The following is a 24,347-nucleotide window of genomic DNA, read 5'->3' on the forward strand; positions in this document are numbered from 1 at the left end:
GCTCGGCCTAAAATGGCGCGATGAATACCCCAGAAGATTCCACCCTCGGTCGTGAGGTCGCTTACCCCAGCGGCTACGATCCGTCGCTGCTGTTTCCCATTCCGCGCGCGGCCGGTCGCGAGGCGATCGGCCTGACCGGCGCGTTGCCGTTCATCGGCCGCGACCGCTGGCACGCCTACGAGCTGAGCTGGCTGGATGCACAGGGCAAGCCGTGCGTGGCCACGGCCACCTTGCATGTGCCCTTCGATTCGCCGTCGTTGATCGAATCCAAATCGCTCAAGCTGTATCTCAACTCGCTCAATGCCACGCGCTTCAACAGTGCCGAAGCGGTGCGCACGCGCATCGTCACCGACCTGTCCACGCGCGCCGGCGCCGATGTATCGGTGGAATTCGGTTTGCCGCCGATCGATGCGGTGGGCGAAGGCGAGTCGATCGATACCCTGGATGTCAGCATCGACGATTACGGCCCGCCCAATGCGGCGTATCTGCGTGCGCAGACAGCGGCGGCCGTGGAAGAAGTGCTGACTTCTGCATTGCTCAAATCCAATTGCCCGGTGACCGGCCAACCGGATTGGGCCAGCGTCACGCTGCGCTATCGGGGCGCGCCGATCGACCGCGAAGGCCTGCTGCGCTATCTGGTGAGTTTCCGCGACCACGCCGAGTTTCATGAGCAATGCGTGGAGCGTATTTTCAATGACGTGCTGACCCGTTGCGCCCCTGAGTGGCTGGTGGTCGAGGCGCGTTATACCCGGCGTGGCGGGCTGGATATCAACCCGCTGCGTAGCTCGCCCAGCGTGCCCACGCCGCTGTCGATCTTTCGAGATTTGCGCCAGTAATCGGTCGCGTTCGAGGATCGCGCCAGCTTCACGGCGGCGCGATCCACGCTTAACAGCGCTCCGCGCACCCTGCAATCCTCGTGATGCACGAAGGAACGCAGCAATGAGTGCTGATAAAAAAGCAGATTTCTCCAACGTCACGTCGTCGGTCGATAGCACCGCCGACGTGACGCCTGCGCCGGATTTTTCCAACGTGCGCACCAGCGTGCAAAGCACCGCAGAGCTGGTCGAGGAATCGGTCACTGTGCAGGCAGGTGACAGTCTGTCCAGCATCGCCAAACGTAACTTGGGTGATGGCGCATTGTGGCCGCGTATTTTCGAAGCCAACCGCGAAACGCTCAAGGATCCGGACAAGATTTTCCCGGGGCAGGTCCTGCGTTTGCCGCACAAAGCGTAGCTGCCCGCGCGATCGCCACTGCATTGCAAGGCGCGTGGCGCGACGCGTGTGCGTCTTGCAAAAACATTCCAGAAACAACGATCTTTTCGATCATCGGAGATTGATCCATGCGTACCAAATCCGTTTCCAGCACCCTCGTGATTGCGCTTGCCGGCGTGCTCGCATTATCCGGTTGCAAGAAGGACGAAGACGCCAGCGTTTCGAAGGATCCCACCTCCGGCGCTGCCACTGAGGCGATGCCGGGTCCGGCCGCCACGCCGCCGGCCAGCGACCAAGCCGGGCAAAGCACCGCGACCGGCGCCGCCAGCACCGACACCGCAGCCGCGATGGGTTCTGCGGTGAGCGTCTCCAGCGTCGTAGTCGGGACCAAGGCCGCCGCCGACAAGACAGTGACACCGTCCGCCACCGTCGGCGCCAAGGACACCATCATTGTGTCGGTCAAGACCGATGGCAGCGCGAGCAACGTAGCGGTCTCGGCCAAGCTCACCTATCAGGACGGCCAGGTGGCCGGCGAGCAGAACGCCACGCTGACCACCACGGGTGCAGAAACCACCAATCTCAGCTTCAGCAAACCCGATGGCTGGCCCGCCGGCACGTACACCGCGCAGGTCATGGTCGACGGTAAACCGGCAGGTAGCCCGCAGACCATTACGGTCAAATAAGTGCCGTAATTGGCAGCCACCTGTGGCGACGGCTCTCTACGTGAGCGCCGTGATGTCTGCAGCCGGCAACGTCCGCCCGCACCAAACCGCAGCACAAGGCGCAATCGCAAGATTGCGCCTTTTTGCTATGCATTCATTCGGCAACGGATTCGTTACAGCTGCATCCATGTCGATTGGCCGTGTGGCGGGATGAAGCGTCCGCCTGTGGTCGCTTTACCCGGGCGCGGCTCAGACGCGACAATGCCGTGCTGATCCAATGCCGCGTCCGCCGCGCTGGCCGATCGGCGTGCCGCTAGCGACCCCCGTCGTGCACGCCAACGTCAACGTCGCCGGGCATCGGCGCTCCTCCCGACCACAAGAGCCATCGCACCTCATGTCGAAGACACCGAAGATCCTCTACACGCTCACCGACGAAGCTCCCTTCCTGGCCACGCAGTCGCTGCTGCCGATCATCGATGCCTACACCGATACCGCCGGGATCGTGGTCGAAACGCGCGATATCTCGCTCGCCGGTCGCATTCTGTCGTTGTTCCCCGAGAGCCTGACCGACGCGCAGAAGATCGCCGACGACCTCGCAGAACTGGGCGAACTGGCCACCACGCCGGAAGCCAACATCATCAAGCTGCCCAACATCAGCGCTTCGGTGCCGCAGCTCAAGGCCGCGATCAAGGAACTGCAGGCCCAGGGCTATGCGTTGCCGGCGTATCCGGACGAGCCCAAGGACGCCGCGGAAAAAGACATCAAGGCGCGCTACGACAAGGTCAAGGGTAGTGCGGTGAATCCGGTGCTGCGCGAAGGCAATTCCGATCGCCGCGCACCGCTGTCGGTCAAGAACTACGCACGCAAGCATCCGCACCGCATGGGCAAGTGGAGCAGCGATTCCAAATCGCACGTGGCGCACATGGACGACGGCGATTTCTTCGGCAGCGAACAGTCCACCACGCTGGCCGAGGCCGGCACGCTGAAGATCGAATTCGTCGCTGCCGATGGCAGCAGCAGCGTGCTCAAGGACAAGGTTGCAGTGAAGGCCGGCGAGATCGTCGATGCCGCCGTGCTGAGCAAGCGCGCGCTGGCCAGCTTCATCGACGCGCAGATCGCCGATGCCAAGGCCCGCGACGTGCTGTTCTCGGTGCATCTGAAAGCCACCATGATGAAGGTCTCCGACCCGGTGCTGTTCGGCGTGGTGGTCGGCGAGTTCTACAAGGACACGCTGAGCAAGCACGCCGACGCGCTCAAGTCGGTCGGCTTCGACCCCAACAACGGTATCGGCGATCTGTACGCGCGCATCGGCGCGTTGCCGGACGCGCAGCAGGCGCAGATCAAGGCCGATATCCAGGCCGAATATGCGCAGCGTCCGGGCCTGGCGATGGTCAATTCGGACAAGGGCATCACCAGCCTGCATGTGCCCAGCGACGTGATCGTCGACGCCTCGATGCCGGCGATGATTCGCGACTCCGGCCAGATGTGGAATGCGCAAGGCAAGCTGCAAGACACCAAGGCAGTGATTCCGGACCGTTGCTATGCCGGCGTGTATCAAGCGGTGATCGACGACTGCCGCAAGCACGGCGCTTTCGACCCGTCCACCATGGGCTCGGTGCCGAACGTCGGCCTGATGGCGCAGAAGGCCGAAGAATACGGCTCGCACGACAAGACCTTCCAGCTGTCGGCTGCCGGCACCGTCAAGGTCACCGATGCCAATGGCAAGACGGTGTTCGAGCATGCGGTGGAAGCCGGCGATTTGTGGCGCATGTGCCAGGTCAAGGACGCACCGATCCAGGACTGGGTGAAGCTGGCGGTCGAACGCGCACGCCTGAGCGATACCCCGGCCGTGTTCTGGCTGGACGAGGCGCGCGCGCATGACGCGCAGGTCATCGCCAAGGTCGAGACGTATCTCAAGGATCACGACACCAATGGTCTGGACATCCGTATCCTGCCGCCGGTGGAAGCCACCACCTTCTCGCTGGAGCGCATCCGCAAGGGCCAGGACACCATCTCGGTCACCGGCAACGTGCTGCGCGATTACCTCACCGACCTGTTCCCGATCATGGAGCTGGGCACCAGCGCCAAGATGCTCTCCATCGTGCCGCTGATGGCAGGTGGCGGCCTGTTTGAGACTGGCGCCGGCGGCTCGGCGCCCAAGCACGTGCAGCAGTTCGTCGAAGAGAACTGCCTGCGCTGGGATTCGCTGGGCGAATTCCTGGCGCTGGCCGCGTCGCTGGAACATTTGGGCAACCGTTACAACAACCCGTCGGCCACCGTGCTGGCCAAGGCGTTGGACGTGGCCAACGGCCAGTTCCTGGACAACAACAAGTCGCCGGCGCGCAAGGTGGGCGAGCTCGACAACCGCGGCAGCCATTTCTATCTGGCGATGTATTGGGCGCAGGCCCTGGCCGCGCAAACCGAAGACACCGCATTGCAGGCCAAGTTCGCACCGCTGGCCAAGGCGCTGACCGAGAACGAAGCCACCATCGTGGCCGAGCTCAACGGCGCACAGGGCAAGCCGGTGGATATCGGTGGCTACTACCACCCGGACCTGGCCAAGGTCAGCGAGGCGATGCGCCCGAGCAAGACCTTCAATGACGTACTGGCGACGTTGAAGGCCTGATCCCCGCGCACCGCATGGCGGTGCGTGCAGTCAGTGCGATATGCAGGGCCCGCCTCGTTGACAGGCGGGCCTTGTCGTTTCAGCGAAAGGGCGACAGCGCGGTCATTGCCCGGACCAAGCGGCGTGCACGCCGCGCCATGCGGTGCTCGGCGTGCTGCTGAGGTGTCGCCGCGCTCGCCACCGCCGCGCGTAGCGCGGTCTGCTCTGTCGCTTCGGCTTGGGCTTCGATTTCGGTTCCGGCCTCGACCTCGGCTTTGGCTTCCACTGCCGTGCCTGCTTCTGCCAATTGCCGTGCAAGCGCCACGTCGGCAATGTGCCCGTGCTGGAACAGCAACTCGGTAAAGATGCGCATGATCCTGCTCCCACTTGAGTGGAAGCCACAGTAGGCGCAGGCTTGGCCCTGCAAAAGCGAGGTTTTTGCAAGTCTGTATTGAATTCCATTCAAGGGTGAGCCATGTCGCGTCCGCCGCTCCACGCATTGCAGGGCTTCGTCAGTGCGGTGCGTCTTGGCAATCTGTCGCGCGCTGCCGCGTCGATGCATCTCACCGTCAGCGCGCTCAGTCACCAGGTGCGTGCACTCGAACAGCGCCTGGGCTATCGGTTGCTGCAGCGGCACGCGCGCGGCGTCAGCGCCACGCCGCAGGGGCAGCAATTGCTCGACCGCATCGCCCCACATCTGGATGCGATTGCCGAGGCGTTCCAGCCGTTCGCCGCGCGCCGCGAGGACACGCTCACCCTGAGCATTACCCCGTCGATGGCCTCGGCGTGGCTGGTGCCTCGCCTCAGCGATTTTCTGGCGGCCCATCCCACCATCGAGATCAATCTGCTTTCCAGCGAGCGACTGGTGGATTTCGAGCGCCAGCCGGACGTGGATGCGGCCATGCGCATCGGCGCCGGGCAATGGCAGGGCGTGATCGCCGAACCGTTGTTCGACGAATGGCTGGTGCCGATGGCCAGCCCTGCGCTGATCGCGCGCATGGGTGGCATCGATGCGCAGCCGCTGCAGCAATGGCCGCTGCTGGGCGACCCGGATGGCGACTGGCCGCGCTGGTTTGCGACCTTCGGTGGCGAGCCGCCACGTCGCTATGCCGCCGTGCTCGACGACTCCGAGTCCCATCACCGTGCCGCGTTAGATGGCGTCGGCGTGGCGATGGGGCGGGTGACGCGCGCACGCCTGTTGCTGGCATCCGGTCAGCTGGTGGCGCTGTCCGCGCAACGGCTCAAGACCAGCTGGTCGCATTACCTGGTGTACCCGCCACGGTCGGCCGCACACACCGGTTTTCTCGCGTTTCGCGCATGGCTGCAAACACAGGCGCGCGAACATGCCGCGCACGCGCAGCAGGCAGCGATCATCCCGCCTGCTGCGCTGCCCGCCCCGCGTCGCCGCAAGCGCTGAGTACACTGCTGCCATGAGCCAGCTCCCGCTACCGCCGCAATCCGAACGCCGTGCGCTGGCGATCGCGCACGCCGTGTACGAAGCGTTCGAGGACTACCACGCGCGGTTTTCCGAGATCACCGCACGTGCCAAGCAGCGCTTCGAAGCACGCGATTGGAGCGCTGCGCGCGATGACGCCGTCGCACGTATCGCGCTCTACGACCAGTACATCACCGAATGCATGCTGCGCCTGCGCGCCGTTCTGCTGGGTCAGGCGCACGACCGCGCGTTATGGATGCGCGCACGCAGTCATTACGCCACGTTGCTGGCTGGGTTGATCGATCAGGAGTTGTACAAGACCTTCTACAACACGCTGACGCGGCGTTACTTCGGCACCCATGGCGTGGATGCCGATATCGAATTCATCGCGCTGGATATCGAACCCACCGATGCCATCACCGTGCCGGTCGCACGGCATACCTACGCCGTGTCGCCGGGTCGGCTGACCGACATGCTGGTGCGCGTGCTGGGCGATTACGCATTCGCCGTGCCGTATGCGCACCGCACCCGCTGCGCGGCGGCTATTGCGGTGCGTCTGCTCGACGATCTGGCGCATTGGGGCGAGCACCCGGTGCGCAGTGTCGAACTGCTGGAAACGGTGTTCTATCGCGAACGTCGCGCGTATCTGGTCGGGCGTGTGTTCGGCGAGCATCGGTTTTCGCCGTGCGTGATCGCGCTGATCAACGACGGTGCCGGCTTGCGCGCCGAAGCGGTGCTGACCAAGCGCAGCGATGTCGCACAACTGTTCAGTAACTCGCGCAGTTATTTTCAGGCCGATCTGTCCACGGTCGGCGATGCGGTGGTGTTTCTGCGCAGCCTGCTGACCCACAAGCCGGTCGACGAGCTCTACACCATGCTGGGCCGCGCCAAGCAGGGCAAGACCGAGCGCTATCGCACGTTTTTCAGCCATTTTCAGGCGCAGCCGTCCGAGCAGCTGGTGCATGCCGATGGCACACCCGGCATGGTCATGGTGGTGTTTACGCTGCCCAGTTATCCGCTGGTGTTCAAGCTCATTCGCGACCGTTTCGCCTATCCCAAGACCATGAGCCGCGCGCAGGTCGAAGGGAAATACGAGTTGGTGTTCCAGCTCGATCGCATCGGCCGCCTGCTCGACGCACAGCCGTACCGATTTCTGCGCTTTCCCAAGGCGCGCTTCTCGCCAGCGTTGCTGGAAGAGCTGCAGACCAGCTGCGCGATGAGCCTGAGCGAGGACGGCGACGATGTCCTGATTGCGCTGTGCTACGTGCAACGGCGGCTGCGCCCGCTCAATTTGTACCTGCGCGAACAACTGCCCGAAGCCGCGCATGCCGCCGCGCTGGACTATGGCCAGGCGATCAAGGACATGGCGCGCAACAACATCTTTCCCGGCGACATGTTGCTGAAGAACTTCGGCATCACCCGCCATCAGCGCGCGGTGTTCTACGACTACGACGAACTGTGCCTGATCACCGACTGCACCTTTCGCGACTGGCCCACGCCCACCACCTACGAAGAACAACTCGCCGCCGAACCCTGGTTCCACGTCGGCCCACGCGATGTGTTTCCCGAGCGCTTCGCCTTGTTCATGGGCTTGCCGGCCTCGCAACTGGAGGCGGTCAAACACATCCACCCGGAACTGTTCGACGCGCAGTGGTGGCGCAACCTGCAAGCCCGGCTGCGCGAAGACGATTATCCGGATACCCCGCCGTATGCGGAGTCGCGGCGGCTTGCCTAGGCCGTTTCGTTTACAGCGGCAGGCTGGTAAAACGTGCGATCAACCAATGGAGTAAGACAATGCAGTGGAAGCAACGTATAGGTATGGGCATCCTTTTTTCGCTGGCAGCGATGGGCGTGGCGCACGCCAAACCGGACGCTGCGCGTCTGCAGATCGAAGCAAGCATGAATGTCACCGGCGAGTTGACGCTGACCCCCGACGGCACCGTGACCGCGGTGGCGCTCGTCGACGAGGAGCGTTTGCCTGCAGCTGTCCGCGAGCGCATCAAGCACTCGGTGGCCGCGTGGCGGTTCGATCCGGTCAAGGACGATGGCAATGCCTTGCCGGCGCGGCTGCCGATGAGCTTGCTGCTGGTCGCCAAGCCTGGCGATGACAATCAATATCGGGTGTCGATCCGCAGCGCGCATTTCGGCGGCCAGACCCCGCAGGGCGTCAGCGCACAACCCAACGGGATGGCGCCGCCGCCCTATCCGGCCAATGCCTTCAGGGGCGGCGCTACCGGCGTGGTCTACCTGCTGCTCAAGATCGGACGCGATGGCAAGGTGGAAGATGTGGTTGCCGAACAGGTCAACCTCACCGCACTGGTTCCCGAGTCCAAGCGTGCGCGATGGCGCAAGGAATTTGCCGACGCCTCCATTGCCAAGGCGCGCAGCTGGACCTTCACTCCGGCCACTGCCGGGTCTGAGCGCAATGCGCCGTTCTGGGAGATGCGCGTGCCGGTGACGTTCGACATCGCAGCGTCCGAGAAGGACCTGGATGCCAAGCAGAAAAAATGGCAGTCGTATCTCCCGGGCCCGCGTCAGACCGCGTCGTGGCGAATGCAGAACGACGCAGCCGCGACGACCGACAGCCCGGACGCACTGCCGGGATCGGGATTGTTTTCCGTCCGCGGCGAAGGCGTACGCCTGCTCACGCCGCTGCAGGAAGGCTGAGACGACTGGCGGTTCTGAATCGGCGCGGCGGGTGTCGCGCAGTCGGCCCGCCATCAGATCAGCCCTCAGATCAGCCATCCGACGGCCGCTTGCACCACATACGGCCGTCGAGCTCTCGGTCAACACGGCAGTTGATCGGCAACGACCGCGCGCCAGTTCGAGCGAGCTCGGAAGACCAGGTGCTTTCTCACGCGAACGCCGCCCACAAAAAAGCCCCGCAGTGCGGGGCTTTCTCGTCGCGCTAATCCAGACCGACCTCAGCGCTTCATCGAACTGAAGAACTCGTCGTTGGACTTGGTGGTCTTCATCTTGTCCAGCAGGAATTCCATCGCTGCGATTTCGTCCATCGGATGCAGCAGCTTGCGCAGGATCCAGATCTTCTGCAGCAGCTCCGGCTCGATCAACAGATCTTCGCGACGTGTGCCCGAGCGGTTGATATCGATCGCCGGGTAGACACGCTTTTCGGTGATGCGACGGTTCAAATGCACTTCGCTGTTGCCGGTGCCCTTGAACTCTTCGTAGATCACCTCGTCCATCTTGCTGCCGGTCTCGACCAGCGCCGTGGCAATGATGGTCAGCGAGCCGCCTTCTTCCACGTTACGTGCCGCACCGAAGAAACGCTTCGGGCGGTGCAGCGCGTTGGCGTCCACACCACCGGTGAGCACCTTGCCGGAGCTGGGCACCACGTTGTTGTAGGCACGTGCCAGGCGGGTGATCGAGTCGAGCAGGATCACCACGTCCTTCTTGTGCTCGACCAGGCGCTTGGCCCGCTCGATCACCATCTCGGCGACCTGCACGTGGCGTGCGGCCGGCTCGTCGAAGGTGGAGGAGATGACCTCGCCGCGCACGGTGCGCTGCATTTCGGTCACTTCTTCCGGGCGCTCGTCGATCAGCAACACGATCATGTGCACTTCGGGATGATTGCTGGTGATGGCCGTGGCCACCTGCTGCATCATCATCGTCTTACCGGCCTTGGGCGGGGAGACGATCAGCGCACGCTGACCCTTACCCTGCGGTGCCATCAGATCCAGGATGCGGCCGGTGATGTCCTCGGTGGACCCATCGCCACGTTCCAGACGGAACCGGCGACGCGGGAACAGCGGGGTCAGGTTCTCGAACAGCACCTTGTTCTTGCTCGCTTCCAGCGGCTCACCATTGATGGTGTCCACGATCGACAGCGCGAAATAGCGCTCGCCATCCTTGGGGAAGCGGATGCGGCCGGACAAATGATCGCCGGTGCGCAGATTGAAGCGGCGGATCTGGCTGGGCGAGATATAGGTATCGTCCGGGCCGGCCAGGTAGCTGGCTTCGGCGGCACGCAGGAAACCGAAGCCGTCCGGCAGGATTTCCAGCACGCCGTCGGCGGCAACGCCTTCGCCATGGCGGGTCAGCACCTTGAGCAGGGCGAAGATCACGTCCTGCTTGCGCGCGCGCGCCACGCCTTCCTGGATGTTGAGCTGATCGGCGATGTCCAGCAGCTTCTGCGCCGGCATCCGCTTGAGATCGCTCAGCGAATACACCGGGAAGCCTTCTGGCACGGCCGGATGCGGACGCGCGATGAACGGCTCGTTGCTGCCATCGGAGGAGGGCATGCCGCCGCTTTCGTTGCCGAACCGATCGCGCGGGCCGCGGTCGCGACGGTTGCGGAACCGGTCACGGCGGTTGCCCTGCTGGTTCTGCCCCTGACCCTGGCCTTGCTGATTCTGACCAGCGTTCTGGCCCTGGCCCGGCTGCTGGCCTTGACCCTGACCTTGGGGCTGGCCCTGGCTTTGCGCCTGATTCTGGTTCTGCTGTTGCTGCGCCTGATTGAAGCGCTGCTGCTGCGACTGGCCGCCTTCGCGGGGCTCGCCGTGGCTGTCGCCGCCCTGGCTGTTACCGGGCGAACTGCCGGCGCCTGCGCCATCGCCGAACGTCTGCGCCGATGCCGAATCGGCAGCGTGCGACGGTGCCTGCGGGGCGCGTGGAGCGTCGGGTGCGGGGCTGGCGGGCAAGGGCAGATTGGACTGCTGTGCGCCGGCATCGTCATGGGAGGCGGCGGTCTTGCTCACGCGCGGCTTGCGCACGCGCTTCTCGACGGGAGCGTCGACGCTGCTCCCGGTATCGGAGGAAGGATGATCGGACAAGTGCGTGATTCCTCGCTAAGGTGCGAGCGCCCGGCTGGGGGGCGAACTATTGGTAGATGGGAGTCTAGAAGAAGTTTCTAGAGGGGTACGGCGGCGCACGAACGTGTGCCGGACCAACTGACACTATCACCGCGACGCGCAACCGCGCAAGCGTCCGCCGTGGCAGGGTTTAACTACCGGCGAACCGCAGGGCGCCCATCGCTGGACGCCCGTTCACTCAGGCAGCCGCGCCGCCCAGGGTCTTGTCGATCATCTGGGTCAGCTGGCCCTTGCCGACCGCCCCGATCTGGCTTGCCTGCACTTGCCCGTCCTTGAACAGCAACAGCATCGGGATCGAGCGCACGTGGTATTTGATGGCCAGGGCGCGGTTCTGGTCCACATTGACCTTGGCAACCTTGAGCCTGCCCTGGTATGTATCGGCCAGATCGTCCAGCACCGGTGCGATCATCTTGCACGGGCCACACCATTCGGCCCAGAAATCCACCAGGACCGGTTCGCCGGATTGCAGTACTGCTGTATCGAAGTCGGCATCGCCGACATGTTGAACCTTGTCGCTCACGTTGGGTCTCCTGGAAACCAAACGGCCCACCCGGATCGGGCAGGCCGCCACATTGCGTTAAACTGGGGCATTGCGCGACTGAATCAAGTGTCAGTCCTGAAGCCGCGCTGTCCGCCACAAGAGCCGCAGTTTGCGACGCTGTCGGCATCGATGCAAGCCGCGCCCGGGCTGCCCAGGGCGCCTCACGAAGACGGAATAATGAGCGACAAACCGCTGACCGATTTGACTTTTTCCTCGTTCGACCTACAGCCGGCGTTGGTTGCCGGGCTGGAGAGCGCCGGGTTTACCCGCTGTACCCCGATCCAGGCATTGACCTTGCCGGTCGCGCTGCCGGGCGGCGATGTCGCCGGCCAGGCCCAGACCGGCACCGGCAAGACGCTGGCGTTTTTGGTGACGGTGATGAACCGCCTGCTGATCCGCCCGGCGCTGGCCGACCGCAAGCCGGAAGACCCGCGCGCGCTGATCCTGGCGCCCACCCGCGAGCTGGCGATCCAGATCCACAAGGACGCGGTCAAGTTCGGCGCCGACCTGGGCCTGCGCTTTGCGCTGGTCTACGGCGGGGTGGACTACGACAAGCAGCGCGAGCTGCTGCAGCAGGGTGTGGACGTGATCATCGCCACCCCGGGCCGGCTGATCGACTACGTCAAGCAGCACAAGGTGGTCTCGCTGCATGCCTGCGAGATCTGCGTGCTGGACGAAGCCGACCGCATGTTCGACCTGGGCTTCATCAAGGACATCCGCTTCCTGCTGCGGCGCATGCCCGAGCGCGGTACCCGCCAGACGCTGCTGTTCTCGGCCACGCTGAGCCACCGCGTGCTGGAGCTGGCCTACGAGCACATGAACGAGCCGGAAAAGCTCGTGGTCGAGACCGAAACCATCACCGCCGCACGCGTACGTCAGCGCATCTACTTCCCGTCTGACGAAGAGAAGCAGACGCTGCTGCTGGGCCTGCTGTCGCGCAGCGAAGGTGCGCGCACCATGGTGTTCGTCAACACCAAGGCGTTCGTCGAGCGCGTGGCACGCACCCTGGAGCGCCACGGTTATCGCGTCGGTGTGTTGTCCGGCGACGTGCCGCAGAAGAAGCGCGAGTCGCTGCTCAACCGCTTCCAGAAGGGCCAGTTGGAGATCCTGGTCGCCACCGACGTGGCCGCGCGCGGCCTGCACATCGACGGGGTCAAGTACGTCTACAACTACGACCTGCCGTTCGATGCCGAAGATTACGTGCACCGCATCGGCCGCACCGCGCGTCTGGGCGAAGAGGGCGATGCGATCAGCTTCGCCTGCGAGCGCTACGCGATGAGCCTGCCGGACATCGAGGCCTACATCGATCAGAAGATCCCGGTCGAGCCGGTGACCACCGAGCTGCTGACACCGTTGCCGCGTGCGGCGCGCGTGGCGGTGGAAGGCGAAGAGGTCGATGAAGACGCTGGCGACAGCGTGGGCACCATCTTCCGCGAGGCGCGCGAGCAGCGTGCGGCCGAAGAACAGCGCCGTGGTGGTGGTCGCAGCGGTCCGGGCGGCGCATCGCGCAGTGGCAGTGGCGGCAGCCGTCGCGATGGTGGCAGTGCCGATAGCAAGCCGCGTCCGCGTCGCAAGCCGCGCGTCGAGGGCGAGGCTCCGGTTGCTGCGGCAGCTGCAGCGGTCCCACCGGTAATTGCTGACGCCGCTGCCGTTGCGCCGTCCATCGACGTCGAGGGCGAGCGTGCACCGCGCAAGCGTCGTCGCCGTCGCAACGGCCGTCCGGTCGAAGGCGCCGAGCCGGTCGCATCCACGCCGGTGCCCGCACCCGCCGCGCCGCGCAAGCCGACCCAGGTGGTCGCCAAGCCAGTGCGTGCCGCCGCCACGCCGGGCGGCAGTCCGTCGCTGCTGAGCAGGATCGGCCGCCGTCTGCGTTCGCTGGTCTCGGGCAACTGACCACTGGCGGCATCAATCGCATCGCCGGTCTTCGGCGATGCGACGTAAGCGCTGGCGCTCCGGCATAATCGCTGGATGACCGTTCTGCGTTTCGACAACGTCAGCAAGCACTACGCCGGGGGCCACCAGGCGCTGACCGATGTCAGCTTCGAAGTGGCCGATGGCGAGATGCTGTTCGTGACCGGCCACTCCGGTGCCGGCAAAAGTACCTTGCTCAAATTGATCCACCTCAGCGAGCGTCCCAGCCAGGGCGCCGTGCTGTTGGGCGAGCGCAACCTGCTCAAGGTGCGTGGCCGGCAGATTCCGCTGCATCGTCGTCAGGTAGGCGCGGTCTATCAGGACCATCGTCTGCTCAACGACCGCAGCATCGCCGAGAACGTGGCATTGCCGTTGATCCTGCGCGGCACCCGTCGCGCCGAGATCGGCAAGCGGGTGCGCTCTGCATTGGAACGCATCGGCTTGGCTCATCGCGAAAAAGCCTTGCCGTCGCAGCTGTCGGCGGGCGAGCAGCAACGCGTGGGGATTGCGCGTGCCATCGTCGGTGAGCCGCGCCTGCTGGTGGCCGATGAGCCCACCGGCAATCTCGACCCGGCACTGGCCGCCGAAATCATGCAGTTGTTTGCCGAGTTGCCCGCGCGCGGTACCAGCGTGCTGGTGGTCAGCCACGACCTTGCCTTGCTCAAGCAGATGCGCAAGCGGGTGCTGATCCTGGATCACGGCCGCCTGGTCGACGACATCTCGCCGCAGGATCTGGCCGAATGAGCAAGCTCGCCAATACCGAAGCCGTGGCGCCGTCGCGCTTCGGCGTGTGGATCGACCACCACCTGCACAGCATCGCCTTCAGCCTGGGCCGCGCGATGCGCAAGCCATGGGCAACGCTGCTGACCATCGTGGTGATGGCCTTGGCGCTGGCGCTGGCGCTGCCGCTGGGGCTGTCGATCGCGCTGGACAACGTCAAGCTGTTGGCCGGCAGCGTGCAGCAGTCGCGCGAGATCAATCTGTTCCTCAAGGTCGATGTCGCCGCCGATGCCGCGCAGACGCTAGCCGGCGAGTTGCGTGCGCGCCCCGATGTGGCCCAGGTGACGCTGCGCACACCGGAGCAGGGGCTCGCCGCGTTGCGCGAGAGCGCAAAACTCGACGAAGCCGCCGATGCCCTGGGCGAGAATCCGCTGCCCACGCTGCTGATCGTCACCCCCACCGATGCGGCCGACGACGCGCAGCTGGCTAGCGCGTTGCAGGCCTTGCCGCAGACCGACCAGGTGCAGCACGACGCGTTGTGGCGCAAGCGTCTGGATGGCTGGCTGCATTTCGGCGAACGCCTGGTGCAGGTGCTGTCGGCGCTGCTTGGCATCGGCGCGGTGCTGGTGGTCGGCAACACCGTGCGGCTGGATATCCAGTCGCGGCGCGAAGAGATCGGCGTGCTGCAATTGCTCGGTGCCAGCGATGGCTTCATCCGTCGCCCGTTCCTGTATCTGGGTGCGTGGTACGGGCTGGGCGCTGGCGCTGTTGCGCTCGCTCTCATCGCCGCCTCGGGCTTGGCATTGCGCGCGCCATTGGCCACATTGGCCGATAGCTACGGCAGTTCCTTTACCCTGCACGGGCTGGATCTGCTGCATTCTGTGATGGTGCTGATCGGCACCCTGGTGCTGGGTTGGCTGGGCGCCTGGCTGGTGACCGGCCATTTCCTTCGTCAGACCCGTCCCACCGAGACCTGAGGCCTGCCATGCATCCACCAGATCTCAAACACCTGATCAGCGACGCACCACGTGTGATGGTCGTCGATGGTTCGAAGCTGGTACGCAAGCTCATTGCCGACGTGCTCCGGCGCGACCTGCCCAATGTGCAGGTGATCGGTTGCGCCAGCATTGCCGAAGCGCGCGCTGCGCTGGAGTCCGGTGCGGTGGATCTGGTCACCACCTCGCTGTCCTTGCCCGATGGCGATGGCCTGACCCTGGCGCGCAGCGTGCGCGAAGCGGCCGGGCAGGCCTATGTGCCGGTGATCGTGGTCTCCGGCGATGCGCAGCAGCATCTGGTCGAGCGTCGTTTTACCGAGTACGTCACCGATTATTTCGACAAGGCGCTGGGCCATGAAGCCCTGGCGACCTTTATCCGCGGTTATGTGCAGCCAGAGCCGGTAGTGGGCGCCACCGTGCTCTACATCGAAGACAGCCGCGTGGTGGCCGAGGCGACCAAGCGCATGCTCGAGCGCCAGAGCCTGAAAGTGGTGCACGTACTCACCGCCGAGGATGCGTTTGCGCTGCTTACCGCCGAATCGCTGGGCCGCACCGAGCGCCGCATCGACGTGGTGCTGACCGACGTGACCCTGAAAGGCGAGCTCAACGGCCGCGATGTGGTCGAGCGCATCCGCATCGATTTCGCCTACGGCAAGCGCCGCCTGCCGGTGCTGGTGATGACCGGCGACACCAATCCGCGCAATCAGTCCGAACTGCTGCGCGCCGGCGCCAACGATCTGGTGCAAAAACCCATCGAAGAGCGCCTGCTGGTGACCAAGGTGTTGTTTCAGTTGCGGCTGGCACGCCTGGAAGACCAGGCCATCACCCTATGACCGAAGTGGAAGGGCGTATCCAGCTGGAACCGTCGTGGAAGGCAAAGGTGGGCGACTGGTTGCTGCGCCCGGAGATGCAGGAGCTGTCGGCCTTTCTGCGCCAGCGCAAGGCGGCTGGCGCGCGGGTGTTTCCGCCCGGCCCGCAGATGTTTGCCGCCTTCGATGCCACCCCGTTCGAGCAGGTCAAGGTGGTGATCCTGGGCCAGGATCCGTACCACGGTGAGGGCCAGGCGCACGGGCTGTGTTTTTCGGTCCTGCCCGGCGTGCCGGTGCCGCCGTCGCTGCTCAATATCTACAAAGAGATTCAGGACGACCTCGGCATCCCGCGTCCCGATCACGGCTATCTGATGCCGTGGGCGCGCCAGGGCGTGTTGCTGCTCAATGCGGTGCTGACGGTGGAACAGGGCCGGGCAGGCGCTCACCAGAACAAGGGCTGGGAAGGTTTCACCGACCATGTGGTGGAGACGCTCAACCGCGAGCGCGAAGGCCTGGTGTTCCTGCTCTGGGGCAGCTACGCGCAGTCCAAGGGCAAGGTCATCGACCAGGCACGCCACCGCGTGTTCAAGGCGCCGCATCCTTCGCCGCTGTCGGCGCATCGCGGCTTTCTGGGATGCAAGCATTTCTCCAAGACCAACGAGCACCTGCAGCGCCGCGGTATCCAACCGGTCGATTGGTCATTGCCGCCGCGCAACGCCTTGGATACAACGTCGGCCGCCGGCTGAACAACCCTGCCGCACGCGCATTTCGCCACAGGTTTGTCACGGTCTGGGCAGGGGCGCAGTGGTAGCGTAGCGCTTGAATTCGGGGAGCTGCGCGGTAGAACGCCGCCAAGGCTGAAAGCCCGAACGTCCTATAAATGGAACGCTGGGAACTCTTTCTGTACCCGGCAGTCCAATAGTTCGACTGCTAAGATGGTGCCTATGAACCAGACTACCTCGACTGCCCTTGTGGCAAACAATCTCCCGATTCCCAGTGCGCTCGGTTCGCTGGACGCCTACATCGGTGCCGTGCACCAGATCCCGGTGCTGTCGGTCGATGAGGAACAGAATCTGGCCCGCCGCTTCCGCGACGAGCTGGATCTGGACGCAGCGCGTGAATTGGTCCATTCCCATCTGCGCTTCGTGGTGCACGTGGCCCGCGGTTACAACGGCTACGGCCTGCCGCTGGGCGACCTGATCCAGGAAGGCAATATCGGCCTGATGAAGGCGGTCAAGCGCTTCGACCCCGAAATGGGCGTGCGCCTGGTCAGCTTCGCGGTGCACTGGATCCGTGCCGAGATGCACGAGTTCATTTTGAAGAACTGGCGCATCGTCAAGGTCGCCACGACCAAGGCGCAGCGCAAACTGTTCTTCAACCTGCGCAAGTCCAAGACCCGTCTGGGCTGGCTCAACGCCTCCGAAGTGACCGCGGTCGCCAAGGACCTGAACGTCTCCGAGCGTGAAGTGATGGAGATGGAGTCGCGCCTGTCCGGCCGCGATATCGGCTTCGACGCGTCGTCGGATGAAGATGACGATCATGGTCCGCCGTCGCCGGTCAGCTATCTGGTGGCTAATGAGGAAGATCCGTCGCAGGCCTATGAGCGGCACGACAGCGAAGACAACCAGCTGCAGTTGCTGCGCGAAGGCATGGCCGGTCTGGATACGCGCTCGCGCGACATCGTCAAGCGCCGTTGGCTGGATTCGGAGTCCAAGGTAACGCTGCAGGAGCTGGCCGACGAATACGGCGTGTCGGCCGAGCGTATCCGCCAGATCGAGGCGAACGCGCTGAAGAAGATGAAGGCACTGTTCGTCGCCTGATCGGTTCGATCAAGCGCGGAACAAGTTGTACAAACGGCCCGGTTCTCCGGGCCGTTTGCGTTGCGGGTCGGCAGCGCAAACAGTTTCGTAGAAGCTGATGCACCGTCCGGATGATGCGGACGGTATCGCGGCTTTGGTCGACAACGACTAGTCCGGCAAGCGGGCCACCGGCAGATGCCAGCCATAACGGATCGCCATGAAACGCAGGCCAAAGCACACGCCGGCACCGGTTGCCAGCGACCAGGCTTGCGGCACGCCGAGCACGTGACCGACGGCCACCAGGCCGCCGCCGGCAAGCGCGGCGACCGCATACAACTCCGCTTGCAAGACTACCGGTGTGCGGGCGACCAGCAGGTCGCGTGCGATGCCGCCACCGATGCCGCTGAGCATGCCCAACAAGGTGGCGCTCAGTGGGCTGAGGTTGTAGTCCAGCGCCTTGCTGGTGCCGTAGACCGCAAACAGCGCCAGACCCGCCGCGTCGAAAATCTGCACCGGGTTGCGCAGGCGCTCCACTGCCGCGTGCCAGTAAAACCCGGCGACGCCGGCCAGGCAGGCGGTGAGCAGATACTGCGGGTGGACCAGTGCCGCCGGCGGGGTGGCGCCGATCAACACATCGCGCACGATGCCGCCGGAGACAGCGGCCGCGCACGACAACACCAGCACGCCGAACAGGTCCAGGCGGTTGCGCACTGCCACGGTCGCGCCGCTCAGGGCGAACACGAAGGTGCCGAGCAGATCCAGCAGGAACAGGACAGTTGCCACACGTAGACCGTCGAATCAGGCCGCACAGCATCGCGCACGGCCGGTGGCGCTGTCATCCGTCCTTGGTGTTGGGCGGCGGGTCGTCGGTTGCGCCACCGAAGATGATGCGTGCGGCGCGTTGGTAGCTCCAGTACGCCATCGCCCAGTTCACCAACACCACGAAGCGGTTGCGGAAGCCGATCAGGAAGTAGACGTGCGCGGCCAGCCAGAACCACCACGCCACGATGCCGGATAGCTTGAGCTTGCCCACGTGCACGATGGCGGCCATGCGGCCGATGGTGGCCAGGTTGCCGAAGTCCTGATACCGGAACGCGGCCGCCGTCTGACCGCGCTGGCGCGCACGGATCGCCTTGGCGATGTGTTTGCCCATCTGCTTGGCTGCCGGCGCCACGCCCGGCACCGGGCGACCGTTCTGCTGCACCGACGCCAGATCGCCGCCGACGAAGATCTCCGGGTGGCCGGGCACGCTCAGGTCCGGCGCCACCAGCACGCGGCCGGCGCGATCCAGCGGCACGCCCAGCGTGCGCGCCAGCGGCGAGGCGGCCACGCCGGCGGCCCACACCACGGTGCGCGCGGGGACGAAGCTGTCGCCAAGCTGGTAACCCAGCGCATCGATATGGGTCACCGGCGTGCCGGTGTGGACTTCCACGCCAAGCCGCTCCAGCTGCTTGCGCGCCTTGTCGGTGAGATCGTCGGGGAACGACGGCAACACGCGCGGGCCGGCTTCGACCAGGCGCACGCGCGCCTGGCGCGGGTCGATGTGGCGGAATTCGTTCTTGAGCGTATGGCGTGCGATCTCGGCCAGGGTGCCGGCCAGCTCGACACCGGTGGGGCCGCCGCCGACTACCGCAAAGCTCAGCCAGGCCGCACGCGCGGCTGGGTCGGATTCGGCCTCGGCTCGCTCGAAGGCCAGCAGCAGCTTGCGGCGCAGGACTAGCGCGTCGTAGAGGGTTTTCAGGCCGGGCGCATGTTCGGCCCATTGGTCGTTGCCGAAGTAGGCATGGGTGGCGCCGGTGGCCAGCAGCAGCATGTCGTAGCCAAGCGTCTTGCCATCGGTCAGTACCACTTCGCGACGGGTTGGCGCGATTTCGGCCACATCGCCAAGCAGCACTTCGACATTGCGCTGCTCGCGCAGGATATGGCGCAGCGGTGCGGCGATATCCGGTGCCGACAGCCCGGCGGTGGCGACCTGGTACAGCAACGGCTGGAATAGATGGTGGTTTTGCCGGTCGATCAAGGTGATGCGGATGGCGGGGTCATCGAGCGCGCGGGTCGCCCACAAGCCGGCGAAACCGCCGCCGACCACAACCAGATGCAAGGGAGCGGGGGAGGGAGATGAGGTCATCGTAGGTCCGATGGAAGGCAACGCGGGCACGACAGGATGCCAAATTCCCAATGAACATGACGCGTTGGCGCCGCGTAGCTGCGGCATCATGTCGCATCCACTTCTGACGGCCATCGCATGTCCTCATTGCCACCGCCCTTGCCGCCGCTGTCGCCAGCCGCCATGCCCACCGCGGCGCCGGCTGTCCCGCCCGCGCCTGTGGCCAAGAAAAAGCTCAGCAGCGTGGCGATCGGCCTGATCGGCGTGCTGGCTTGCGCAACGCTGTTCGGGATCGTGGTCCTGGCAGCGAGCGTGTGGCTGCTCGGCATCGGCTGGTCGCTGTTTACCGATCAGGCGCGTACTGCACTGCAAGCCGACGCCGTGGTGCAGGAACATATCGGCCAGATCCACACGATGCGGGTCGATCTGTACCGCACGAGTCTGGCGCAGGGAAGCGAGGAGTTTGTGTTCAATGTGGAGGGCGATCGCGGCGCCGGCCGCGTGCAGGCCACCTGGGTCAGTGCCGACTCCGAGCAGGAGATTCTGACCGACGGAGAACTCATCATGCGCGATGGCAGGCACTTCGCGCTGCCGGCCGCTGACGATAGCGAGCTCGAAACCGAAACCGAAACCGAATCGGAAATAGAAGCCGACTCGGAGATGCAAACCGACGCGGGCACGTCTGTGGAGGAACGCGCATGACCGACAATCCCGACAAACGGATCGCCTTGTTGATCGATGCCGACAATGCGCCGGCTGGCAAGATCGATGTGGTGCTGGCGGAAGTGGCGCGTTATGGCGTGGCCAACGTGCGCCGCGCCTACGGCAACTGGAAGAGCCCGCACCTGAAAGGCTGGGAAGCGGCCTTGCACGATTATGCGATTCGTCCGATCCAGCAGTTTGCCTATAGCTCCGGCAAGAACGCCTCGGATATGGCGATGGTGATCGATGCGATGGACCTGCTGTATGCGCGCAATCTGGATGGGTTTGCGATCGTCTCCAGCGATGCGGATTTCACCCCGCTGGTGATGCGCCTGCTCACCGATGGCATGAAGGTCTATGGTTTTGGCGAGAAGAAAACCCCGGCGCCGTTCGTCAATGCCTGCTCCAAATTCACCTACGTGGAAGCGCTGGGCGAGCAAGCCGCCGCGGCCCGCGATACCGCGGCCGGGCGCAAGGATGCCACCGCGCTGCGCAGCGATACGCGCCTGGTGCAGATGCTGCGCAACGCCATCGTCAGCGCATGCGAGGACGATGGTTGGGCCTTGTTGAGCGCGGTGGGCAAGCAGGTGGCTAACCAGGCTTCGTTCGATCCACGCAATTACGGCTATCGCAAACTCAGCGATCTGGTGCGCGCGATCGGCCTGTTCGAGCTCAAGCTGGACGAGCAGGCCTTGTGGGTACGCGATACGCCCAAGGGCAGCGACAACCGTGCGAAAACTGCCGTGCCTGCCGTTGCACCGGAACCACAAGCCACCCCCAAGCGTGCAGCGCGCGCAACAGCCAAACCTGCCACAGGAAAATGACGATGACGCACGACGCGATGGCTCCCGCTGCACAGCCGACGATCACGCTCTGGGGGCGTCGTAATTCCAGCAATGTGCGCAAGGTGTTGTGGTGTGCCGAAGAAGCCGGTGTGGCCTATACGTCGATCGAAGTGGGCGGCGCCTTCGGTGGCAATGACACGCCGGCCTATCGCGCGCTGAATCCGAACGGCGTGGTACCGACCTTGCAGGATGGCGCGGTGGTGGTGTGGGAATCCAATGCGATCGTGCGGTATCTCGCCGCGCAATACGCGCCCGCGTTGTATCCGTCATCGCCGGCCGAGCGCGCAGTGGGCGACCGCTGGATGGACTGGACCACCTCCACCTTTGCCAGCGTGTTTCGCGACCTGTTCTGGGGCGTGTTGCGCACACCCGAGGCCGAGCGCGATGCCGTACGTATCGCTGCGGCGCTGGCGCAGTCGGGCGAGCTGCTGGCACGCGCCGATGCGGCGTTGGCGCAGCAGCCGTATCTGTCCGGCGAGCGTTTTGCGATGGGCGATATTCCGCTGGGCAGTTTCATCTACGCATGGTTCGAAATGCCGATCGAGCGGCCTGCGTTGCCGCATTTGCACGCGTGGTATCAGCGCTTGCGCACACGGCCTGCATACCAACGCGGCGTGATGACGGCGCTGACCTGAGTTTCGAGCCACCGCTCAGGCCAGCGTTGTTTATTGCAGGCAGCGAACGCGTCGCCGACCTCACACGTTTCTCCAGTGAAGTGGGCCTTGTACATCGCGCGGCGCTGATAGCGCGCGTTGTCGTAGGAGCGCACCTGGGCGCGACGCAACGTGACCGGGAATGCCCTCGCGCCCAGGTGCGCTCCTACAGAACCTGGGTACACCGCGCCACGTGCGTCTGGCTGCAACTCCGTCTGCGATACGCCCAGCGCTAATACAGATCGATCGGGTCCACATCCAGCGACCAGCGCACGCGGCGCGCCTGCGGAAGCGCATAGATGGCCGGTAGCTGCGCATCGAGCAGGCGATGCAGCGCTGAGCGTTGCTGCGCGGACAGCAACAACTGGGTGCGCTGGAAACCGGCGCGGCGCGGCATCGGCGCAGGCATCGGGCCATAGCATTCCACCTCTGCAAACGCGGGCGATTGTGCGCTGGTGTCGGCCGTGGCCAGTTCGCGCACCGCCATCAGGAACTGGTTGGCCGCCGCGACATCCTTGGCTTCGGCGCGGAACAGCGCCAGATGCGCAAACGGCGGAAAGCCGGCGGCCTCGCGCTGCTGCAGTTCGGCATCGGCGAAAGCGTGGTAGCCGCCATTGACCAGGGTCTGCAGCAGCGGGTGTTCGGGATGGTGGGTCTGCAGCCAGACCTCGCCGGGGCGATCGGCGCGCCCGGCGCGCCCGGCCACCTGGATCAGCTGCTGGGAAAGTTTTTCGGCGGCACGAAAGTCGGCGGAGAACAGGCCTTCGTCGATGCCGACCACCACCACCATGGTCAACCGCGGCAGGTCGTGGCCCTTGGCCAGTATCTGGGTGCCGACCAGGATGCCGGCATCGGTGCCGAGCCGGGCGAGCTGGGTTTCCAGGCTGTCGCGGCGCTGGGTGGTGCTGCGGTCGATGCGCACCACCGGGAATGCCGGAAACGCCTCGGTCAGCCGTTCTTCCAGGCGCTCGGTACCGATGCCCTGCGGCTGCAAGGCCAGGCTGGCGCAGGCCGGGCAGGCCAGCGGCGCCTGCTGGCGGGCGCCGCAGTGGTGGCACTGCAGGCGGCGGCCGCCGGCGTGCACGGTCATCGGGGTCTGGTGCAGCGGCGTGCTGCAGCGCTGGCAGGCAGCGGTCCAGCCGCAGTCGTGGCATAGCAGCACCGGCGCATAGCCGCGGCGGTTCTTGAACACCAGCACCTGCTCGCCGCGCGCCAGGGTGGCGCCGATGCCGGCCAGCACCTCCGGCGACAAGCCGTCCTTGAGCGGGCGCTTGCGCACGTCCAGCACACGCACACGCGGCGGGCGCGCGTCGCCGGCGCGCTGCGACAACCGCAGGTGCTGGTAGCGGCCGGAATAGGCGTTGTGCAGGCTTTCCAGCGACGGGGTCGCGCTGCCCAGGATCACCGGCACGTCCAGCGCCTTGCCACGCACCAGGGCAAAGTCGCGGGCGTGGTAGCGGATGCCGTCCTGTTGCTTGTAGCTGCCGTCGTGTTCCTCATCGATCACGATCAGCCCGGCGTTGGGCAGCGGGGTGAACACCGCCGAACGGGTGCCGACGATCAGTTTGGCTTCGCCGCGCCAGGCCGCTGCCCAGACGCGGGCGCGCTCGCCATCGGACAGGCCCGAATGCAGCGCATGCACCGGCACGCCCAGGCGCGCGCGGAAGCGGCCGAGCGTCTGCGGGGTCAGGCCGATTTCCGGGACCAGCACCAGCGCCTGCTTGCCGGCGGCCAGGCAGTCGGCAATCGCCTGCAGGTAGACCTCGGTCTTGCCGCTGCCAGTCACGCCGTCGAGCAGATAGGTGGCAAAGCCGGTGTGCGCCCGGATCGCGGCGGCGGCAGCGCGTTGTTCGTCGTTGAGTGCAGGACCAGTGCCGGGCCGTGGCGCGATGGCATCGGCCGGCACCGCCACGCGTTCGGCGTGGCCGCGCTTGGCCAGGCTGCGTGCGGCCTCGCGCCACTGTGGCAGCAGCGGGTCCAGCTGTTCTTCGCCCACCGCACCGGTCTGCAACAGGGCGGCGAGCAGGGCGGGCCGGCTGCCTGCGCGCAGGCTGCTCGCCCCGGTACGCCCGGCCTCGGTGAGCTGCCAGGCCCAGGCATGGGTGTCGGCCAGCGGCTCGCCGCGCCGTAGCGGGCCGGGCAGGGCACTGGCCTGGGCCTCGCCGAGGGGAGCATGGGTATAACGGGCCAGCCACTGCAGCGAGCGGGCCAGTTCATCCACCAGCAGCGGCGCCTGGTCGCACCATTCCAGCGCCGCGCGCAGACCATCGGCCGATGCCAGCTGGCCGATCTCCACCACCACCCCGATCAACTCGCGCGACCCGAACGGCACCCGCACACGGCAGCCGACCTGCGTTGGATCGGTCAGCGGGGCGTCGGCAGGTGGCAGGTAATCGAACAGCTGGGGCAGCGGCACCGGCAAGGCGACGCGCAAAGTGAGGACGGTGGAAGGCATGCGCTCAGTCTACCGACACTGTCCAGCACCCCCGCCTTGCGCAATTTCACTCGTGAAGACGGTGTGA

Annotated in this window: 22 protein-coding genes; 16 read left to right on the top strand and 6 right to left on the bottom strand. The window is 65.3% G+C overall.

Translation table 11 applies throughout. The annotated features are described in order from the left end of the window. Nucleotides 1-20: 20 nt before the first annotated feature. From queF to ABQU90_RS14485, 4 genes are all read left to right on the top strand, one after another. Nucleotides 21-836, top strand: coding sequence for an NADPH-dependent 7-cyano-7-deazaguanine reductase QueF (gene queF / locus ABQU90_RS14470; protein ID WP_115514083.1), 816 nt, complete (start codon nt 21-23; stop codon nt 834-836). Nucleotides 837-939: 103 nt separating this feature from the next. Beyond that, entirely contained in the window at nt 940-1,233 is a 294-nt protein-coding gene (locus ABQU90_RS14475) for a LysM peptidoglycan-binding domain-containing protein (RefSeq protein ID WP_323522594.1), read from the top strand. 107 nt (nt 1,234-1,340) lie between these two features. Then, the gene (locus tag ABQU90_RS14480) at nt 1,341-1,895 is read left to right on the top strand and encodes a hypothetical protein (protein WP_323522593.1); all 555 of its coding nucleotides are present in this window, start codon (nt 1,341-1,343) and stop codon (nt 1,893-1,895) included. Nucleotides 1,896-2,268: 373 nt separating this feature from the next. After that, the gene (locus ABQU90_RS14485) at nt 2,269-4,500 is read left to right on the top strand and encodes an NADP-dependent isocitrate dehydrogenase (RefSeq protein ID WP_323522592.1); all 2,232 of its coding nucleotides are present in this window, start codon (nt 2,269-2,271) and stop codon (nt 4,498-4,500) included. Between the two features lie 79 nt (nt 4,501-4,579). Here the strand turns inward: ABQU90_RS14485 and ABQU90_RS14490 are convergent, their stop codons facing one another. After that, nucleotides 4,580-4,852 (bottom strand): hypothetical protein, encoded by a 273-nt coding sequence (locus ABQU90_RS14490; protein WP_323522628.1) that lies wholly within the window; start codon nt 4,850-4,852, stop codon nt 4,580-4,582. Between the two features lie 102 nt (nt 4,853-4,954). Between ABQU90_RS14490 and ABQU90_RS14495 the strand changes: the two genes are divergently transcribed. The 3 genes from ABQU90_RS14495 to ABQU90_RS14505 are packed head-to-tail and all read left to right on the top strand — an operon-like array spanning nt 4,955 to nt 8,581. Continuing rightward, nucleotides 4,955-5,896: a LysR substrate-binding domain-containing protein gene (locus ABQU90_RS14495; protein WP_323522591.1), complete on the top strand. Its 942-nt coding sequence runs from the start codon at nt 4,955-4,957 to the stop codon at nt 5,894-5,896. A 13-nt stretch (nt 5,897-5,909) separates the two neighbouring features. Next, complete coding sequence (gene aceK / locus ABQU90_RS14500; protein WP_115529194.1) at nt 5,910-7,649, top strand: bifunctional isocitrate dehydrogenase kinase/phosphatase; 1,740 nt, start codon at nt 5,910-5,912, stop codon at nt 7,647-7,649. Nucleotides 7,650-7,708: 59 nt separating this feature from the next. Beyond that, complete coding sequence (locus tag ABQU90_RS14505) at nt 7,709-8,581, top strand: energy transducer TonB (protein WP_323522590.1); 873 nt, start codon at nt 7,709-7,711, stop codon at nt 8,579-8,581. A gap of 257 nt (nt 8,582-8,838) precedes the next feature. Here the strand turns inward: ABQU90_RS14505 and rho are convergent, their stop codons facing one another. Next, nucleotides 8,839-10,704, bottom strand: coding sequence for a transcription termination factor Rho (gene rho / locus ABQU90_RS14510; protein WP_323522589.1), 1,866 nt, complete (start codon nt 10,702-10,704; stop codon nt 8,839-8,841). Nucleotides 10,705-10,921: 217 nt separating this feature from the next. Beyond that, nucleotides 10,922-11,263 carry a thioredoxin TrxA gene (gene trxA, locus ABQU90_RS14515; protein ID WP_046964286.1) on the bottom strand — a complete coding sequence of 114 codons (342 nt, stop codon included), beginning with the start codon at nt 11,261-11,263 and terminating at the stop codon, nt 10,922-10,924. Nucleotides 11,264-11,461: 198 nt separating this feature from the next. Here trxA and rhlB point away from each other — a divergent pair, with 198 nt between their 5' ends. From rhlB to rpoH, 6 genes are all read left to right on the top strand, one after another. Continuing rightward, entirely contained in the window at nt 11,462-13,177 is a 1,716-nt protein-coding gene (gene rhlB / locus ABQU90_RS14520) for an ATP-dependent RNA helicase RhlB (protein ID WP_323522588.1), read from the top strand. Between the two features lie 75 nt (nt 13,178-13,252). Then, nucleotides 13,253-13,939: a cell division ATP-binding protein FtsE gene (gene ftsE / locus ABQU90_RS14525; RefSeq protein WP_003484499.1), complete on the top strand. Its 687-nt coding sequence runs from the start codon at nt 13,253-13,255 to the stop codon at nt 13,937-13,939. Continuing rightward, entirely contained in the window at nt 13,936-14,892 is a 957-nt protein-coding gene (gene ftsX, locus ABQU90_RS14530) for a permease-like cell division protein FtsX (protein WP_323522587.1), read from the top strand. The genes ftsE and ftsX overlap by 4 nt, the downstream gene beginning before the upstream one ends. Nucleotides 14,893-14,900: 8 nt before the next feature. Continuing rightward, nucleotides 14,901-15,743, top strand: a complete 843-nt coding sequence (locus ABQU90_RS14535) for a response regulator (RefSeq protein WP_055847573.1) — start codon at nt 14,901-14,903, stop codon at nt 15,741-15,743. Further along, the gene (gene ung, locus ABQU90_RS14540; protein ID WP_115563027.1) at nt 15,740-16,465 is read left to right on the top strand and encodes a uracil-DNA glycosylase; all 726 of its coding nucleotides are present in this window, start codon (nt 15,740-15,742) and stop codon (nt 16,463-16,465) included. The genes ABQU90_RS14535 and ung overlap by 4 nt, the downstream gene beginning before the upstream one ends. A gap of 198 nt (nt 16,466-16,663) precedes the next feature. Next, complete coding sequence (rpoH, locus tag ABQU90_RS14545; protein WP_005987961.1) at nt 16,664-17,539, top strand: RNA polymerase sigma factor RpoH; 876 nt, start codon at nt 16,664-16,666, stop codon at nt 17,537-17,539. Nucleotides 17,540-17,686: 147 nt separating this feature from the next. Here the strand turns inward: rpoH and ABQU90_RS14550 are convergent, their stop codons facing one another. Next, nucleotides 17,687-18,301 (bottom strand): trimeric intracellular cation channel family protein, encoded by a 615-nt coding sequence (locus ABQU90_RS14550; RefSeq protein ID WP_323522586.1) that lies wholly within the window; start codon nt 18,299-18,301, stop codon nt 17,687-17,689. A 52-nt stretch (nt 18,302-18,353) separates the two neighbouring features. Then, on the bottom strand, nt 18,354-19,646 hold the full coding sequence (locus ABQU90_RS14555) for an NAD(P)/FAD-dependent oxidoreductase (protein WP_055847588.1): 1,293 nt from the start codon (nt 19,644-19,646) through the stop codon (nt 18,354-18,356). Between the two features lie 117 nt (nt 19,647-19,763). On the opposite strand from ABQU90_RS14555, the gene ABQU90_RS14560 reads away from it, so the two are divergent. From ABQU90_RS14560 to ABQU90_RS14570, 3 genes are read left to right on the top strand one after another with little or no spacing between them, the layout of a single operon-like run. Beyond that, entirely contained in the window at nt 19,764-20,327 is a 564-nt protein-coding gene (locus ABQU90_RS14560) for a hypothetical protein (RefSeq protein ID WP_323522585.1), read from the top strand. Continuing rightward, the gene (locus ABQU90_RS14565; protein WP_115563024.1) at nt 20,324-21,151 is read left to right on the top strand and encodes an NYN domain-containing protein; all 828 of its coding nucleotides are present in this window, start codon (nt 20,324-20,326) and stop codon (nt 21,149-21,151) included. The genes ABQU90_RS14560 and ABQU90_RS14565 overlap by 4 nt, the downstream gene beginning before the upstream one ends. Nucleotides 21,152-21,153: 2 nt before the next feature. Then, nucleotides 21,154-21,807, top strand: a complete 654-nt coding sequence (locus ABQU90_RS14570; protein WP_323522584.1) for a glutathione S-transferase family protein — start codon at nt 21,154-21,156, stop codon at nt 21,805-21,807. Nucleotides 21,808-22,057: 250 nt separating this feature from the next. On the opposite strand, the gene ABQU90_RS14575 is transcribed toward ABQU90_RS14570, so the two are convergent. Beyond that, the gene (locus ABQU90_RS14575) at nt 22,058-24,280 is read right to left on the bottom strand and encodes a primosomal protein N' (protein ID WP_323522583.1); all 2,223 of its coding nucleotides are present in this window, start codon (nt 24,278-24,280) and stop codon (nt 22,058-22,060) included. Nucleotides 24,281-24,347: the final 67 nt, after the last annotated feature.

Origin of the sequence: Xanthomonas sp. WHRI 10207 (assembly GCF_040202975.1) — a bacterium.
Lineage (GTDB): Bacteria > Pseudomonadota > Gammaproteobacteria > Xanthomonadales > Xanthomonadaceae > Xanthomonas.